A 13,812-nucleotide genomic window follows, 5' to 3' on the forward strand; every position below is an offset into this window, starting at 1 on the left:
GGCGCGGGGAGGGTCGAAAGCAGGGTTCGGGCCGCCGCGACCGTACTTTCGGCCGGTGTGCCGGGCCGACCCGCCTCCCTAGCCTGGTTGGCGTGAACGTGCGGAACGGGGCTGCGCCCGCCTGGCCCGGCGGGCGGGCCGCGGCCGTGGCGGCGGAGGTCGCGCTGGGGGTCGCGGCCGTCGCCGTGCTGGTCTTCTGGGCCGGCATGATCGCCGGCAGCTGGGGCGGCGGCTACTGGGTGCTCGACTGCGTGGCGGGCGCGGCGGTGTGCGCGCTGGCCCTGGCGCGCCACCGTGCCCCGGCGTGGACGGCCGCGGGCGGGATGGCGGTGGCGGTGACGGCCGTCCTGGTCGCCGCGCGGGCCGACCTGCCGAACGAGCCGGGCCCGGCCGTGGCGCTGGGCCTGTCCGTGCTGGTCGGGTCGGCGGTCAGGACGCTTCCCGCGCGGTCCGCCTGCGCCGTCGCGGCCGGTGGGCTCGCGGTGGCCGCCGCGAGCGTGCCCGCGGCGCACAACGCGTCCGTGGTGGCGCTCAACGTGGCCGGCTGGCTGGCCGCCCTGTCCGTCGGCGGCGGCCTGAGGCTGCTGGCCGCGCGCCGCCTGGCGGTCGCCGAGCGCGTACGCCACGACGAGCGCCGCAGGCTCGCCAGGGAGCTGCACGACGTGGCCGCGCACCACATGACCGGCATCGTCCTGCAGGCCCAGGCCGCCCGGCTGCTCGCCCGCAGGGGGTCCGGCCCGCTGGAGGAGTCCCTGGAGGACATCGAGGACGCGAGCACCGGAGCCCTGGCCGCGCTGCGCCGCGTCGTCGGCCTGCTCCGCGACTCCGCCGACGACGTCCCCGGCCCGCCCGGACGCCTCACCGACCTGGTCGGCCGCTTCGACGGCCCGCCCGTGACCCTGCGCGCCCCCGGCGAGGCGGAGAGCTGGCCGCCGGAGGTGACCAGCACCGTCTACCGGATCGTCCAGGAGTCGCTGACGAACGTCGCCCGCCACGCCCCCCGCGCCCGCGCGGTCACCGTCGAGGTCACCGGCCGGGACGGCGCGGTCGTGGTCGAGGTCGCCGACGACGCCCCGCCACCGCCGCCGTCCCGCAGCCGCGGCGGCTACGGCCTGCTCGGCATGCGCGAACGCGTCGAGGCCCTCGACGGCACCCTGCGCGCGGGCCCCCGGCCGGAGGGCGGCTGGTCGGTCCGCGCCACCCTCCCCCTCGGGGGGCGGCGATGACGATCGGCGTGCTGCTGGCCGACGACCAGGCGATGGTCCGCCGGGGCCTGCGGCTGATCCTGGAGGACCAGCCCGACATCCGCGTGGTGGCCGAGGCCAGGGACGGGGAGGAGGCCGTGGAACTGGCCCGGCGGATACGCCCCGACGTCTGCCTGGTGGACATCCTCATGCCCGGCATGGACGGCATCGCGGTCACCCGCGCCCTGGCCGGCCCCGGCGTGCCCGACCCGCTGCCCGTGGTCGTGGTCACCACCTTCGACCTCGACGAGTACGTCTACGACGCGCTGCGCGGCGGCGCGGCCGGGTTCGTGCTGAAGGACGCCGGCCCGGCCCTGCTCGCCGAGGCCGTACGGGCGGCCGGCGCCGGGGACGCCCTGATCTCGCCGTCGATCACCCCGCGCCTGCTGGGCCACCTGGCCGGACGGGCGCCGCGCGCGAAGGGCGCCGTGCACCCGCTGTCGGGACGGGAGACCGACGTGGTGCGCGCCGTGGCCGCCGGACGCACCAACCAGGAGATCGCCGCGGCCCTGCACATCTCGCTGAGCACGGTGAAGGGCCACATCTCGGCCGTCCTGGACAAGCTGGGCGTGCGCAACCGCGTCGAGATCATCGCGTGGGCCTGGGAGAACCGGGTGGCGGGCTAGCTCCGGGGTACGGCCCTCAACGCGACTCGTCGCCCAGCCGGACGCTCGCGCGGGCGATGTCGGCCAGCGTGATGTCGGCCAGCATCATCTCCTCGTGGTCACGCAGCGCGCTCCACACCTCGGCGAGCGGGCTGGCGACCCCGGGATAGCCTCCGTGGTCGCCGCCCTCGGAGACGCCTTCGACGATCATCACGATGTCCGCGAGGGTGATCTCGCCGGCGGGCCTGGCCAGCCAGTAGCCGCCCTCGGGGCCGCGCTGGCTGTGCAGCAGGCCCGCCCGGCGCAACTGCAGCAGGATGTTGTCGAGGAACTTGCGGGGGATGCCCTGGGCCGTGGCGATCTTCTCGGCGGGCATGGGGCCCGGCGGCGCCGCCGCCAACTCGGCCGCGGCGCGCAGGGCGTACTGGGTTCTGGCGGAGATCCGCATGACCGTCTACTGCTCAGGCGCTCACCTGGTGCAGGCCCCAGCGGCGGCGCAGCGCGCCGTCCGCCAGGCCGAAGACGCGGTCCACCACGATGCCGATGACCAGGATGACGATCATGGTGGCGAGCAGGCCGGGCGAGTCGGCCAGCTCGCGGGCGTAGTGGAGCTGCTCGCCCAGCGAGGCCTGGTTGGCGATGATGACCAGCAGCTCACCGGCCATCAGCGAACGCCAGGCGAAGGCCCACCCCTGCTTGAGCCCGGCCAGGAACGACGGCAGCGAGGCCGGCAGGATGACGTGCCGGTAGAGCGCGATCCGGCGGAAGCCGAGCATGTGCCCGGCGCGCAGCAGGATCGGCGGCGTGTAGTCCACCCCGGTGATCAGGCCGTTGGCGATGGACGGCGCCGCCCCCAGCACCACCACGAACAGGATCGCGCTCTCCGACAGCCCGAACAGCAGGATGGCCAGCGGGAACCAGGCGATGGACGGCATCGTCTGGAGCCCGGTGATCAGCGAGCCCGTGGCGCGGCGCAGCGGCCCGATCCGCGAGACCAGCGCCCCGACGACCAGCCCGGCGGCGATGGCCAGGGCGAACCCGGTGACCGCGCGGCGCATGGTGACCGTCAGCGCGGTGTAGAACTCGGGGTCGCCGAGGCGGTGCCCGAGCTCGGTGAGCGTGGTGACCGGGCCGGCGAAGACGTACTCGGGCCACCAGCCCGCCCACACCACCGCCTGCCAGACGGCCAGCACGATGACCACGGCCGAGGCGATCGGCCACAGCGCCGCCCACAGCCGGGAGGCCGGGCCGGCGCGGCGGCCGGTGCCCAGCTCCAGCGCGTCGAGCCCGGCGAGCTGCTGGGCGTGGGTGTCCGTCGTCGTCATGCGGGCTCCTCCTGACGGGCGTGGCGCAGGACCTCCTGGCGGAGGCGGCCGGTGATCTCCCCCGCCAGCTCGGCCACCTCGCCCGAGTCGGTACGGCGGGGCCGCGGCAGCGCGACGGCGAAGTCCTCGACCACCCGTCCCGGCCTGCTGGACAGCAGCACGACCCGGTCGCCGAGCCGTACGGCCTCGCGCACGTTGTGGGTGACGAACAGGACCGACAGGGCGCGTTCCCGCCAGATGCGTTCGAGCTCGTCGTGCAGCAGATCGCGGGTCATGGCGTCCAGGGCGCCGAAGGGCTCGTCCATCAGCAGCACGTCGGCGTCCTGGGCGAGCGCCCTGGCCAGGGCCACGCGCTGGCGCATGCCGCCGGACAGCTCGTGCGGCCGCTTCTTGCCGAACCCGCCCAGATGGACGATGTCGAGGAACTCGGCGGCCCGGTCCCGGCGTTCCTGCTTGCCCACGCCCTTGGCGCGCAGCGCCATCTCGACGTTGGCCGAGACGGTCAGCCAGGGGAACAGCGCGGGCTCCTGGAACATGAGCGCGACGCGGCTGTCGTTCACGTCGATCCGGCCGGCCGAGACCCGGTCGAGCCCGGCCACCAGGGACAGCAGCGTGCTCTTGCCGCAGCCGGACGCGCCGAGCAGGCAGACGAACTCGCCGGGGGCCACCGACAGCGATACCTGGTCGAGGGCCTGAAGGGCCGTCCGGCCCTGACCGTAGAGCTTGGAGACGGCCTCCAGCCGGACCGCGGGGCTGTGCCCCTCGACCCGGCCGGTGGCCTGCTCCGTGAGCGGAGCGGACATCGCGTGCGCCTCCTACTTGTCGGAAATGGCCTGCTGGCCCTTGGCGGCGAGGACCTCGTTGAGGACCTTGAGGTCGTAGATGCCGTTCAGGTCGACCGGGTCGAGGAGGCCGACCTTCGTCGCGTGCTCGGCGCTGCCCACCAGCGACGAGGCGATCGGGTCGTTGGTGAAGGTGATGTTCTTGAACGCGCTGTCCAGCACCTCGGGCTTGAGCGGCTTGCCGGTCAGCTTCTGCAGGGCGGCGTTGGCGGTCTGCGCGGCGCCGGCCGGGTCCCGGGCGATGACGTCGTTGGCCTCGACGTGCGCCTCGATCAGCTTCTTGAGCAGGTCGGGGTGTTCCTTGGCCCACTCCTGGCGGACGATGAGGTGGGTGATCACGAACTGCTTGTTCGGCCACAGGTCGCGCTCGTCCACCAGCACCTTGCCGCCGCTCTCCTTGATCAGGCGGCTGGCGAACGGCTCGGGCACCCAGGCGCCGTCGATGTCGCCGGTGGCGAAGGTCTGGATGGTCTGGGAGTTCTCCTGGGGCACGATCGAGACCTCGCCGCCGCCCTTGGTATCGGTCTTGATGCCCTTCTCGGTCAGCCAGTAGCGCAGCGCGACGTCCTGGGTGTTGCCGAGCTGCGGGGTGGCGATCTTCTTGCCCTTGAGGTCCTCCACCGAGTTGATCCCGGGCTTGACCACGAGGAACACACCGCCGGACGCCGCGCCGGCGACGATCTTGATGGCCTGGCCCTTCGACTTCGACCAGGCGTTGATGGCCGGGTTGGGGCCGACGTAGGTGGCGTCGACGGCGCCGGAGAACACGGCCTCGATCGCGGCCGGGCCGGCGTTGAACGTGCTGGTCCTGGGCGCGGTGCCGAGGTGCTTGGCGTAGATGCCCTTCTCCACGCCGACCAGGGCCGTGGCGTGGGTGATGTTGGGGAAGAAGCCGAGACGCACCTGCGTCGTGCCGGCTCCCCCGCTCTTGGCGCCGCTGTCCGCAGGGCTGCCGCTGCCCCCACAGGCGGCCGCCATGGTCGTGAGCGCCAGGGCGGCCAGGGTGGCCACCGATACGCGAACCCTGCGAGCGTTCATCTCTTCTCCCTATTTCCCACTTATTTAGTGGCTTTAGAGTGTTTATAGGAGCAAGGGGGGGCGCTCGTCAATCCCACCCTGGGTCACAGACTCTTCACGAACGGCAGCCTTCCGTGCGCCGACATCCGTCAATCCCTACCGATTTAGTTGGTTTTTCTCTACGGTGGAGACGTGCGGAAGGACACCATGCCATGTTCCTGATCCTGGCGTTCGTCAGCATCGGGCTGGAGTTCCGGGTGTCGGCGCTGCGTGAGGCCGGTGGCGGCCGGTCGCCGTGTTCGCCGCCGCGACGGTGGTCAACGTGGTCGTCGCGCTGGCGCTGGCCCTGGCGCTGTTCTCCGGCTTCACGGCCGGCTGAGGGCCCCGCCCGCCCGGGGGGCGGGGCCCGCCCGCTATGCGACGGGCAGCTCCGCGGGCTCCGCGACCCGCACGATCGAGCCGCTGATCTGTTGCGGGTCGCGGATCAGGTTGAGGATCGGGCACACCCGCTCGACCTCGGCGTGCAGCCCGGCCAGCTCCTCGTCGGAGGCGGGCGAGCCGATCCGCACCTCGTAGGCGAAGTTGTGCGGGTACACCGGGACGCCCTGGTCGCCCGGGAGCTGGGCCCTGGGGTCGTACTCGGCGCGGACGTCCACCTCCAGGGAGTCGATCGGCACCTCCAGCTCGGCCGCCTTGATCAGGAAGATGTGCGTCACGCAGCTCCCCAGGACGCCGGCCTGGAGCTCGGGCGAGCCGGGGCCGAGGTCGTAGCCGGCGAAGTCGGGGCCGCTGTCGCTGATGATCTGGAAGTCCCTGATCCTGATGCGCCGGATCCCGCTGCGGCCCTCGGCCGTGACGTGGGCGTGCAGCGGCACCGGGCCGCCCGCCGGGGCCTCCCGGCGGGCCAGCAGGGCGGCGCGCTTGTGCGACAGGTACTCGCGAAGGGTGCTCATGGGTCTTTCTCTCTCGAAGGGGTTCAGCTCAGGGTCACGTGGCCGAGCGGCGTGTCGACGACGGCCCGCAGCGCGGGCTCGGGCCCCTCTGTGACGTCGAGCGCCACGTCGAGCGCGGCCAGGTCGCGGCGGAGCGCGGCGGGGTCGGGATGGACGGCGGCGAAGGAGACCAGGCCGAGCAGCGGCAGGTCCGTGGCGGCCGGATGGGTGGTCGTGCCCCAGTCGATGAGGAAGGGCACCGGACGGACCGCCGCCGGATCCTCGCGCCGGGTGAGCCGCCACTCCAGCAGCTCCCCGGACGGGGTGCGCCGGGACAGCGGCTGCACGTCGCCGGGGTCGTAGCCGCGCTCGCGGGCCAGCTCCACGGTCTTGTCGAGGTCCTGCGGATGCACGGCCCAGGCGGCCAGGCGCGGCTCGGTCAGCGTCTCCAGCCCGAACGCCCTCGGCCGCACCTCCGACTCCGGGTCCGGCCCGATGATCTCCAGGTACGCGGCCGGCCCGAAGCGCACCAGGTAGTTCGCGGTGCCCCCGGGATGGCTGCCGCCCCGGACGGGCCGCACGCCGGTGCGCGCGGCGAAGTCCTCGACCCCCGCGAGCAGGTCGGGAACGGCATAGACAAGGTGGTCGAGGTGACGGTCGGTCATCGGTGGTCCTCCGGTTCGCCGAGTGAGAGCATGAGCCGGTTCGCCCAGTTGAAGAAGGCGGCGGCGTGGATGGTGTCGCTGATCGCCAGGTCGTCGAGCCCGGCCGCGCGCAGCGCCGCGATGTGCTCGGGCCCGAACTCGACGGGCGTGGCGGCCAGCGCGACCGAGGCGTCGATGACCGCCCGCCAGGTGCCGTCCTGCGGCGCGTCCACCCCCTCGTCCAGCAGGCGCTGCACGTCCTGCGGGCGCTTGGAGTGGTGGGCGGCGAAGCGGGCGTGCACCGACGCGCAGAACACGCAGCCGTTGCGCCGCGAGGTGGCGGTCGCGGCCAGCTCGCGCTCGGCGCGCGGCAGCCCGCCGTCGGCGTTGTAGAAGATGTCGTTGTCGGTCTTGGTGCGCGCGTGCAGGATCTCGGGGTCGCGGGCCAGCAGCAGGAAGTACGGCGACGACGCCCGCGCCCGGTCCACCAGCGCCTCGTAGTGGGCCTCGGTCAGCTCCTCCGGCGCGAGCGGCGGCAGCCAGGGCCGCCAGCCGAGCTGTTCCCGGGTGAAGCCGGTGCTCACGCCGCCACCTCCACGCCGAGCAGCCGGAGCCCGCCGACCACCCGGACCTGGAAGGCGAGGAAGGCGACGAGCTGCGACAACGTCACCACGCCCGTCGGGCTCCAGCCCGCCGCGGCCAGCGCCTCCAGGGCCTGCCCGCTCGCCTCGCGCGGCCGGAACACCAGCAGGTGCGCGTGCTCGAACGCCGCGGTGAGCCGGACGCCCAGCTCGTCCGGGTTCCGTACGCGGTAGCGCGGGCCCTCGTCGCTTTCGGCGGCCAGCGGCGCGGGGTAGACCCCGTACGGGCCGGTGGTGGCGCCCGCCTCGACCTCGGCCTCGACGGTCTTCAGCAGGCCGGGGGCCAGCTCGGCGAGCCGGTCGGCGTAGAAGCCGGCGACGACGGCGTCGCGGTGCAGCCCGGCCACGAAGGCCGCGACCGCGTCGCGTTCGACGAGGGTGACCTCGCCCTCCTCGTCGGGGGTGAAGAGCGCGTCGAAGCCCCGCTGGGCGTGCTCGCGGGCGGCGGGCCGCAGGTCGCGCAGCTTGTCCAGGCGGGAGCCCGGTCTTATCCCGGCCAGGTGGTCGATGACGTCGTTGATCATGTGGAGCTCATTTCGGTGGAGGGGAGCCAGCCGAGCGCGGGCGCGACCTCGGTCGCCAGCAGCTCGATCGAACGCAGGATCAGCGGGTGCGGCGGGTCCACCGAGTGCACCTGGAAGACCAGGTCGGTGACCCGTTCGAGGGTCGGATCGGCGCGCAGGCCGTCGATGACGTCCTGCGGGGTGCCCACGTGCACGTCGAAGGCGGCGATGCGGCTGTCGAGGTCGCCGCCGGGCAGCTCCCACGGCAGCCGGCCTCGGCCTAGCCCCAGCTCGGCCAGGCGCAGCGCCTCGGCCCTGCTGTCGGCCACGAACGCGGTCCGCGAGGCCACGATGCGCGGGACGGCGCCCGCGGGCAGGTTCTCGTGGTAGGCGTCCACGATCGGCTGTTGCAGGTCGGCCAGCGTCGTCTGCGGGTCGTCGGCCGGGCGCGGCTGCGTGCGCGAGAGCATGAGCCCGTTGCCCGCCCGGCCGGCGCGCGCTCCTCCGGAGGCCGAGAACGTCGCCTCCCAGATCGCGCCGGGCAGCCGGGGCGCGGGCGGGTAGAGCCGGTTGCCGCCGCCCAGATCCTCCCCCGACCAGGCCCTGACCAGGACCGACAAGTGCTCGGCGTACAGGGCGGCGCGGTCGCCGCTGTCGTGCCCGAACGGCCCGAACGACGACGGCGTCCCGCCGCTGCCCACCCCGACCTCCAGCCGCCCGCCGGTGAGCAGGTCGAGCACGGCGGTGTCCTCGGCCACCCGGACGGGATGCTCCAGCGGGAGGGTGATGATGCCGGTGCCGAGCCGGATGCGGCTGGTCCTGGCCGCCACGTGGGCGAGGAACACCAGCGGCGCGGGCAGCCCGCCCTCCTCGCCGTCGAAGTGGTGCTGGGCCACCCAGGCGGTGTCGAACCCGAGCGACTCCGCGTGCGCGATCTGCTCGGCGGCCAGCCGGTAACGCTCGGCCGCGGGCGCCTCGTCCAGGACGCGGGTGAAGAAGCCGAGCCTCATCGCACCGGTTCCGGGATGGCGGCGAGCAGCTCGCGGGTGTAGTCGTCGGCCGGGTCGGTGAAGACCCGCCGGGTGGATCCTGATTCCACGATGCGTCCTTTGTTCATGACGGAGATGGTGTGCGAGATCTGCCGCACCACCGCCAGGTCGTGCGAGATGAAGAGGTAGGTCAGGCCGAGGTCGCGCTGGAGCTGTCCGAGCAGGTCGAGGATCTGCGCCTGGACGGTGACGTCGAGCGCCGAGACGGCCTCGTCGAGCACGAGCACCTCCGGCCCGGCGGCCAGCGCGCGGGCGATGGCCACCCGCTGCCGCTGCCCGCCCGACAGCTCGCGCGGCCTGCGGGACCGCACGTCGGCGGGCAGCGCCACCCGGTCGAGGAGTTCCGCGACGCGGGCCCGGCGGGCGGCCCGGTCGCCGAGCCGGAAGTTGCGCAACGGCTCCTCCACGATGTCGGCGATCGACTGCCGCGGGTCCAGCGACCCGTACGGGTTCTGGTGGACGAGCTGGACGTGACGGCGGAAGCCGCGGCCGTCTGGGGCCCCGGTGACGGTGACCGTTCCCGACGTGGGCTCGGCGAAGCGCACCACCATGCGCGCGGTGGTGGTCTTGCCCGACCCCGACTCCCCGACGAGCGCGTGCGTGGTGCCGCGCGGCACCTCGAACGAGACGCCGTCCACGGCCCGGAAGGCCCGCCGCCCCGACCGGAACTCCTTGACCAGGTCGCGCACCACGATCGCGGGCTCGGCCGTCACCGGCTCGCGGAAGGGGCGGGCCGACAGCGCGGGGGCGTCGTGCAGCAGCCGCCGGGTGTAGTCCGCGCCGGGCGCCGCCAGGATGCCCCTGGTCGTCCCCTGCTCCTCGACGCGGCCGTCCTTCATGACGACCAGCCGGTCCGAGCGGCTGGCCGCCACGCCGAGGTCGTGGGTGACCAGCAGCACCGCGGTGCCGAACTCGGCGCGCAGGTCGTCGACGAGGTCCAGGATGCGCCGCTGCACGGTGACGTCCAGGGCGCTGGTGGGCTCGTCGGCGATGATCAGCCGGGGTTCGAGCGCGACGGCGATGGCGATCAGCACGCGCTGGCGCATGCCGCCGGACAGCTCGTGCGGGTACTGGCGGGCCCGCGTCTCGGGGTCGGGCAGGCCGACGCGGGTGAGCAGTTCGACCACCCGGCGCCGGACGGCGGCCCGGTCGCCGCGCTTGTGGATGCGCAGCACCTCGGCGATCTGCGCCCCGACCGTCTTGACCGGGTCGAGCGAGTTGGACGGATCCTGCGGCACCAGCCCGATCTGGGCCCCGCGCACGGACTCCATCCGCCGCGGCGACCAGGTCGCCAGGTCGTTCTCGCCCAGCAGCACGCTGCCGCCGTCGAGCGAGGCGTTGCGCGGCAGCAGCCCGATGATCGAGTGCGCGGTCGTGGTCTTGCCGGACCCCGACTCGCCGACGACCGCGACGACCTCGCCCGGCTCGACGGTGAAGGAGACGCCGTGGACCGCCGGGCGGCCGTCGTAGGAGACCGCGAGGTCGCGGACGTCGAGCAGGCTCACGAGGACTCCTTGGCGATGGACCGGCTGATCCGGCCGGCGGCGAGCACGACCGCGACCACCACGGCCCCGGGCAGCGTGGTCAGCCACCAGGACGTGGCCAGGTAGTTGCGGCCCTCGGCGATGAGCAGCCCCCACTCGGGGGTGGGCGGCTCGGCGCCGTAACCGAGGAAACCGAGCGTCGAGATGGCCAGGATGGCCACGCCGAACTGCAGGGCGGCCAGCGCGACGACGGGTCCGAGGGAGTTGGGCAGCACGTGCCGCCACAACACGGCGGTGAACCGGCCGCCGCTGCCGAAGGCGGCCTCCACGTAGTCGGTGCGGCGCACCCGGACGACCTCCGAGCGCGACAGCCGGGCGAACGCGGCGACCGAGCCGACGCCGACCGCGACGGCCACGTTCACCGTCCCGGGGCCGAGCAGGATGATCACGACCAGGGCCAGGAGCAGCCCGGGGACCGACAGCAGCACGTCCACGACCCGCATGACGGCGGCGTCGAACACCCCGCCGAGCGAGCCGGCCAGCAGCCCGAGCAGCGTGCCGAGCAGCAGGCCGACCGCGACGGCGACGAACGCCCCCGACAGCGAGTGCACGGCCCCGTGCACCACCCGCGCGAACACGTCACGCCCGACCGCGTCGGTGCCGAACAGGTGCTGCCCGCTCGGCGCCTGGAGCTTCTCGACCGGTACGCCGGCGATCGGGTCGTACCCGGTGAACAGGCCCGGGACGACCGCCCACAGCAGCACCACGGCGATCACCGTCCAGGACAGGATCAGGCCCGCCCTCACGACGCCGCCTTCAGCCGCGGGTCGAGCACCGGGAACAACACGTCCACCACCAAGTTGACCAGGACGAACACCGCCGCGGCGAGCACCACGACGGCCAGCATCACGGGCGTGTCCTGGGCGGTCACGGCCTGCTCGGTGAGCCGCCCGACGCCGTTGCGGCCGAAGACGGTCTCCGTCACGACCGAGCCCGCGATCAGCTCGCCGAACGTCAGGCCCGCCACGGTCAGCGTCGGCAGCACGGCGTTGCGCGCCACGTGCCGCCACAGGATCCACCAGCGGGTGGCGCCCTTGGCCGCGATCACCGGCACGAACGGCTGCGCGTACACCTGGTCGATGCCGCGCGCCAGCACCTGCGCGATGGGCGCCGAGATCGGCACGGCCAGCGTCACCACCGGCAGGACGAGCTGCTGCAGCTCGCCGCCGCCGATGACGGGCACCAGCCGCAGCCGGAAGGAGAAGACCTGGATCAGCAGGATCCCCAGCCAGAACGCCGGGACCGAGATGAACAGCGACGGCACCGACAGCAGCGCCCCGCGCAGCCACGACGTCCTGCTGTAGCTCGCCACGAAGGCGATCGCCACGGCGAGCAGGACCGCCAGCGCGAACGCCGCCGAGGCCAGCAGGGCCGTCTCGGGCAACGCCTCGCCCAGGCGCTCGACCACCGGGGTGCCGGTGTCGATCGAGTAGCCGAAGCCGCCGGTCAGGAAGCCGGACAGGGTACGCAGGTACTCGCCGATCGGCGAGCCGCCGCTGTAGTACGCCCGGATCTCGGCGATCTGCTGCGGCGACAGGCCGAGCTCCGGGTTCTGGAACTTGATCAGGATCGAGTCGCCGGGCAGCAGTTGCAGCAGCACGTAGCTCGCGGTGAAGGCGGCCCACAGCACGAGCACCGCCTGCCCGGCCCTCGTCAGGAGGTACCGGGTCATTGCTGCGTCTTCCAGGCCGAGTAGAACCACGGCCGGGCGACCGCCTCGAAGGCCACGCCCTTGACGTACGGCGCGCCGCCGTAGACCTGGGGCTCCTCGAACAGGGGGATGGCATAGCCCTGGTCGATCACGTACCGCTGGATCTCGGCGACCTTGGCGTTGCGCTTGGCGTTGTCGGGCTCGGCGGACTCCTCCTCCAGCAGGGTGTCGAGCTTGTCGTCCTTGGAGAGGATGACGTCGCGGTTCCGGCTGTGGAAGTGGCTCTTGATGACGTCCTGGTCGGCGCGGCCGACCATGCTGTGCGCGACGGCGGTCTTCTCGGCGTCCTTGATGTCCACGGCCTGGGTGCCGGCGTCGGCGGGGCGGATCTCCAGTTGCACGCCGAGCTTGGCCCACTGCTGGCCGACGAGTTCGAGCGTCTGCTTGGACAGCGGCTGCGGGCCGGCGACGAAGACGCCCAGCCGCAGCTTGACGCCGTCCTTCTCGCGTACGCCGTCGGCGCCCTTGGTCCAGCCGGCCTTGTCGAGCAGCTCGCCGGCCTTGGCCGGGTCGTAGGCCAGGTCCTTCGACAGGTCGACGTAGCCCTGGGCGAGGTGGCTGAGCACCGAGGTGGCCCGCGGGTAGCTCGCGGTGAACAGGGTGTCCACGACCTCCTTGACGTCGGTGCCCGCCTGGAGCGCCTTGCGCACGTCGAGGTCCTTCAGGATGCTGTTGGACGGCCGCAGGTACAGGCCGTTGTTCACGCCCCTGGTCGGCTCGGCGTAGATCTGGAAGCCCGCGTCCTTGACCGTCTTCTCGTCGTAGGCCTGGACGTAGCGCACGAAGTCGGCCTGGCCGGAGGTCAGCGCGCCGACCCGGACGTTGTCCTCGGGCGTCACAATGATCTTGATCTCGTCCAGGTAAGCCCGCCCCTGGTGCTTGGACGACGGCGGCGCCCAGTCGTAGTCCTTGCGCGCGGCCAGGTCCACCTCCTTGTCGACGACCTGGTTCTTCAGCGTGAAGGGGCCCGAGCCGACGATGTTCTTGAGCTGGCACTGCTGCTCGTACGGCAGCGAGATCGTCTTCTTCGACACCAGCCCGGCCCCGATGACCGAGGTGCCCTGGAGGAACCCGGGCGAGGGCTTCTTGAAGTGGAACCGCACGGTCAGCGGGTCGACGACCTCGCTGCGCTCGTAGTTGTTGACGAACTCGGCGACCGGCAGCTTGAGCTCGGTGTTCCCCAGGCCGTACACGTCGAAGTTGGCGGCCACGGCGGCGGCGTCGAGCGGGCCGCCGTCGCTGAAGGTCACGCCCTGGCGCAGGTGGAAGGTGTACTCGGTGGCGTCCTCGTTCACCTCCCACTTGGTGGCGATCCAGGGCTCGATCTCCAGGGTCTGCGGGTTCTGCCAGGTCAGCTTGTCGGTGATCTGGTTGAGGATGCCGCCGTTGGGATAGAAGCCGGCGGCCGGCAGGTAGAGGCAGGTGGGCGGCTGGTGCTCCAGGTAGGTCAGCGTGCCGCCGTAGACCGGCTGACCGCTGGACGGCGCCGCGCCGGCAGCACCCCCTTGACCACCACAGGCGCCGAGGAGCCCAACGACGGCGAGCATGACGGCTGCGGTGCGCAGGCTGGATGAGGACATGGGGGTACTGCCTTTCAGACAAAACATACCTAAAAAGTAGGAAAAGGCTACAGCAAACGCGGGACCGAAGCCACCAGGGCTGCGGCGCAGGCGTGACGCGGGCGGCCGAACACCTCGCCGACCTCGCCCTCCTCCACGACCCGGCCGTCCTTCACGACCAAGGCGGTGCGGTCGA

The 13,812-nt window shown here is 72.9% G+C and carries 15 protein-coding genes; 2 read left to right on the plus strand and 13 right to left on the minus strand.

The genetic code is table 11. The annotated features are described in order from the left end of the window. Nucleotides 1–92: 92 nt before the first annotated feature. Both ACIHAD_RS02180 and ACIHAD_RS02185 read left to right on the plus strand, forming a co-directional pair. Nucleotides 93–1,226, plus strand: coding sequence for a sensor histidine kinase (locus ACIHAD_RS02180; protein ID WP_397352480.1), 1,134 nt, complete (start codon nt 93–95; stop codon nt 1,224–1,226). After that, nucleotides 1,223–1,870, plus strand: coding sequence for a response regulator (locus ACIHAD_RS02185; protein ID WP_397352481.1), 648 nt, complete (start codon nt 1,223–1,225; stop codon nt 1,868–1,870). Before ACIHAD_RS02180 ends, ACIHAD_RS02185 begins: the two co-directional genes overlap by 4 nt. A 16-nt stretch (nt 1,871–1,886) precedes the next feature. Here the strand turns inward: ACIHAD_RS02185 and ACIHAD_RS02190 are convergent, their stop codons facing one another. The 13 genes from ACIHAD_RS02190 to ACIHAD_RS02250 form a co-directional block, all read right to left on the minus strand. Then, nucleotides 1,887–2,297: an RrF2 family transcriptional regulator gene (locus ACIHAD_RS02190; protein WP_397352482.1), complete on the minus strand. Its 411-nt coding sequence runs from the start codon at nt 2,295–2,297 to the stop codon at nt 1,887–1,889. A gap of 13 nt (nt 2,298–2,310) precedes the next feature. Beyond that, the gene (locus ACIHAD_RS02195) at nt 2,311–3,174 is read right to left on the minus strand and encodes an ABC transporter permease (protein ID WP_397352483.1); all 864 of its coding nucleotides are present in this window, start codon (nt 3,172–3,174) and stop codon (nt 2,311–2,313) included. Continuing rightward, nucleotides 3,171–3,977 carry an ABC transporter ATP-binding protein gene (locus tag ACIHAD_RS02200; protein ID WP_397352484.1) on the minus strand — a complete coding sequence of 269 codons (807 nt, stop codon included), beginning with the start codon at nt 3,975–3,977 and terminating at the stop codon, nt 3,171–3,173. The genes ACIHAD_RS02195 and ACIHAD_RS02200 overlap by 4 nt, the downstream gene beginning before the upstream one ends. Nucleotides 3,978–3,989: 12 nt before the next feature. Beyond that, nucleotides 3,990–5,054 (minus strand): ABC transporter substrate-binding protein, encoded by a 1,065-nt coding sequence (locus ACIHAD_RS02205; protein WP_397352485.1) that lies wholly within the window; start codon nt 5,052–5,054, stop codon nt 3,990–3,992. 392 nt (nt 5,055–5,446) lie between these two features. Continuing rightward, nucleotides 5,447–5,986, minus strand: a complete 540-nt coding sequence (locus ACIHAD_RS02210; protein ID WP_397352486.1) for an OsmC family protein — start codon at nt 5,984–5,986, stop codon at nt 5,447–5,449. A gap of 23 nt (nt 5,987–6,009) precedes the next feature. Continuing rightward, on the minus strand, nt 6,010–6,630 hold the full coding sequence (locus ACIHAD_RS02215) for a VOC family protein (protein WP_397352487.1): 621 nt from the start codon (nt 6,628–6,630) through the stop codon (nt 6,010–6,012). After that, nucleotides 6,627–7,193, minus strand: a complete 567-nt coding sequence (locus tag ACIHAD_RS02220) for an alkylhydroperoxidase domain protein (protein ID WP_397352488.1) — start codon at nt 7,191–7,193, stop codon at nt 6,627–6,629. Before ACIHAD_RS02220 ends, ACIHAD_RS02215 begins: the two co-directional genes overlap by 4 nt. Next, nucleotides 7,190–7,774 carry a CMD domain protein gene (locus tag ACIHAD_RS02225; protein ID WP_397352489.1) on the minus strand — a complete coding sequence of 195 codons (585 nt, stop codon included), beginning with the start codon at nt 7,772–7,774 and terminating at the stop codon, nt 7,190–7,192. Before ACIHAD_RS02225 ends, ACIHAD_RS02220 begins: the two co-directional genes overlap by 4 nt. Further along, a complete protein-coding gene (locus ACIHAD_RS02230) occupies nt 7,771–8,763 on the minus strand; it encodes a putative FMN-dependent luciferase-like monooxygenase (RefSeq protein ID WP_397352491.1) in 993 nt (330 codons plus the stop codon). The genes ACIHAD_RS02225 and ACIHAD_RS02230 overlap by 4 nt, the downstream gene beginning before the upstream one ends. Then, entirely contained in the window at nt 8,760–10,307 is a 1,548-nt protein-coding gene (locus ACIHAD_RS02235) for a dipeptide ABC transporter ATP-binding protein (RefSeq protein WP_397352492.1), read from the minus strand. Before ACIHAD_RS02235 ends, ACIHAD_RS02230 begins: the two co-directional genes overlap by 4 nt. Next, a complete protein-coding gene (locus ACIHAD_RS02240; RefSeq protein WP_397352493.1) occupies nt 10,304–11,092 on the minus strand; it encodes an ABC transporter permease in 789 nt (262 codons plus the stop codon). The genes ACIHAD_RS02235 and ACIHAD_RS02240 overlap by 4 nt, the downstream gene beginning before the upstream one ends. Continuing rightward, complete coding sequence (locus ACIHAD_RS02245) at nt 11,089–12,018, minus strand: ABC transporter permease (RefSeq protein ID WP_397352494.1); 930 nt, start codon at nt 12,016–12,018, stop codon at nt 11,089–11,091. The genes ACIHAD_RS02240 and ACIHAD_RS02245 overlap by 4 nt, the downstream gene beginning before the upstream one ends. Continuing rightward, a complete protein-coding gene (locus tag ACIHAD_RS02250; protein ID WP_397352495.1) occupies nt 12,015–13,637 on the minus strand; it encodes a TIGR04028 family ABC transporter substrate-binding protein in 1,623 nt (540 codons plus the stop codon). Before ACIHAD_RS02250 ends, ACIHAD_RS02245 begins: the two co-directional genes overlap by 4 nt. Nucleotides 13,638–13,812 lie beyond the last annotated feature (175 nt).

Source organism: Nonomuraea sp. NPDC052265 (genome assembly GCF_044547985.1).
Taxonomy (GTDB): Bacteria; Actinomycetota; Actinomycetes; order Streptosporangiales; family Streptosporangiaceae; genus Nonomuraea.

Bases quoted from the DNA above. Each gene is read 5' to 3' on its own strand.
- ACIHAD_RS02185 (WP_397352481.1), top strand. From the start codon at position 1,223: ATGACGATCGGCGTGCTGCTGGCCGACGACCAGGCGATGGTCCGCCGG.
- ACIHAD_RS02190 (WP_397352482.1), bottom strand. From the start codon at position 2,297: ATGCGGATCTCCGCCAGAACCCAGTACGCCCTGCGCGCCGCGGCCGAG.
- ACIHAD_RS02195 (WP_397352483.1), bottom strand. From the start codon at position 3,174: ATGACGACGACGGACACCCACGCCCAGCAGCTCGCCGGGCTCGACGCG.
- ACIHAD_RS02200 (WP_397352484.1), bottom strand. From the start codon at position 3,977: ATGTCCGCTCCGCTCACGGAGCAGGCCACCGGCCGGGTCGAGGGGCAC.
- ACIHAD_RS02205 (WP_397352485.1), bottom strand. From the start codon at position 5,054: ATGAACGCTCGCAGGGTTCGCGTATCGGTGGCCACCCTGGCCGCCCTG.
- ACIHAD_RS02210 (WP_397352486.1), bottom strand. From the start codon at position 5,986: ATGAGCACCCTTCGCGAGTACCTGTCGCACAAGCGCGCCGCCCTGCTG.
- ACIHAD_RS02215 (WP_397352487.1), bottom strand. From the start codon at position 6,630: ATGACCGACCGTCACCTCGACCACCTTGTCTATGCCGTTCCCGACCTG.
- ACIHAD_RS02225 (WP_397352489.1), bottom strand. From the start codon at position 7,774: ATGATCAACGACGTCATCGACCACCTGGCCGGGATAAGACCGGGCTCC.
- ACIHAD_RS02230 (WP_397352491.1), bottom strand. From the start codon at position 8,763: ATGAGGCTCGGCTTCTTCACCCGCGTCCTGGACGAGGCGCCCGCGGCC.
- ACIHAD_RS02245 (WP_397352494.1), bottom strand. From the start codon at position 12,018: ATGACCCGGTACCTCCTGACGAGGGCCGGGCAGGCGGTGCTCGTGCTG.
- ACIHAD_RS02250 (WP_397352495.1), bottom strand. From the start codon at position 13,637: ATGTCCTCATCCAGCCTGCGCACCGCAGCCGTCATGCTCGCCGTCGTT.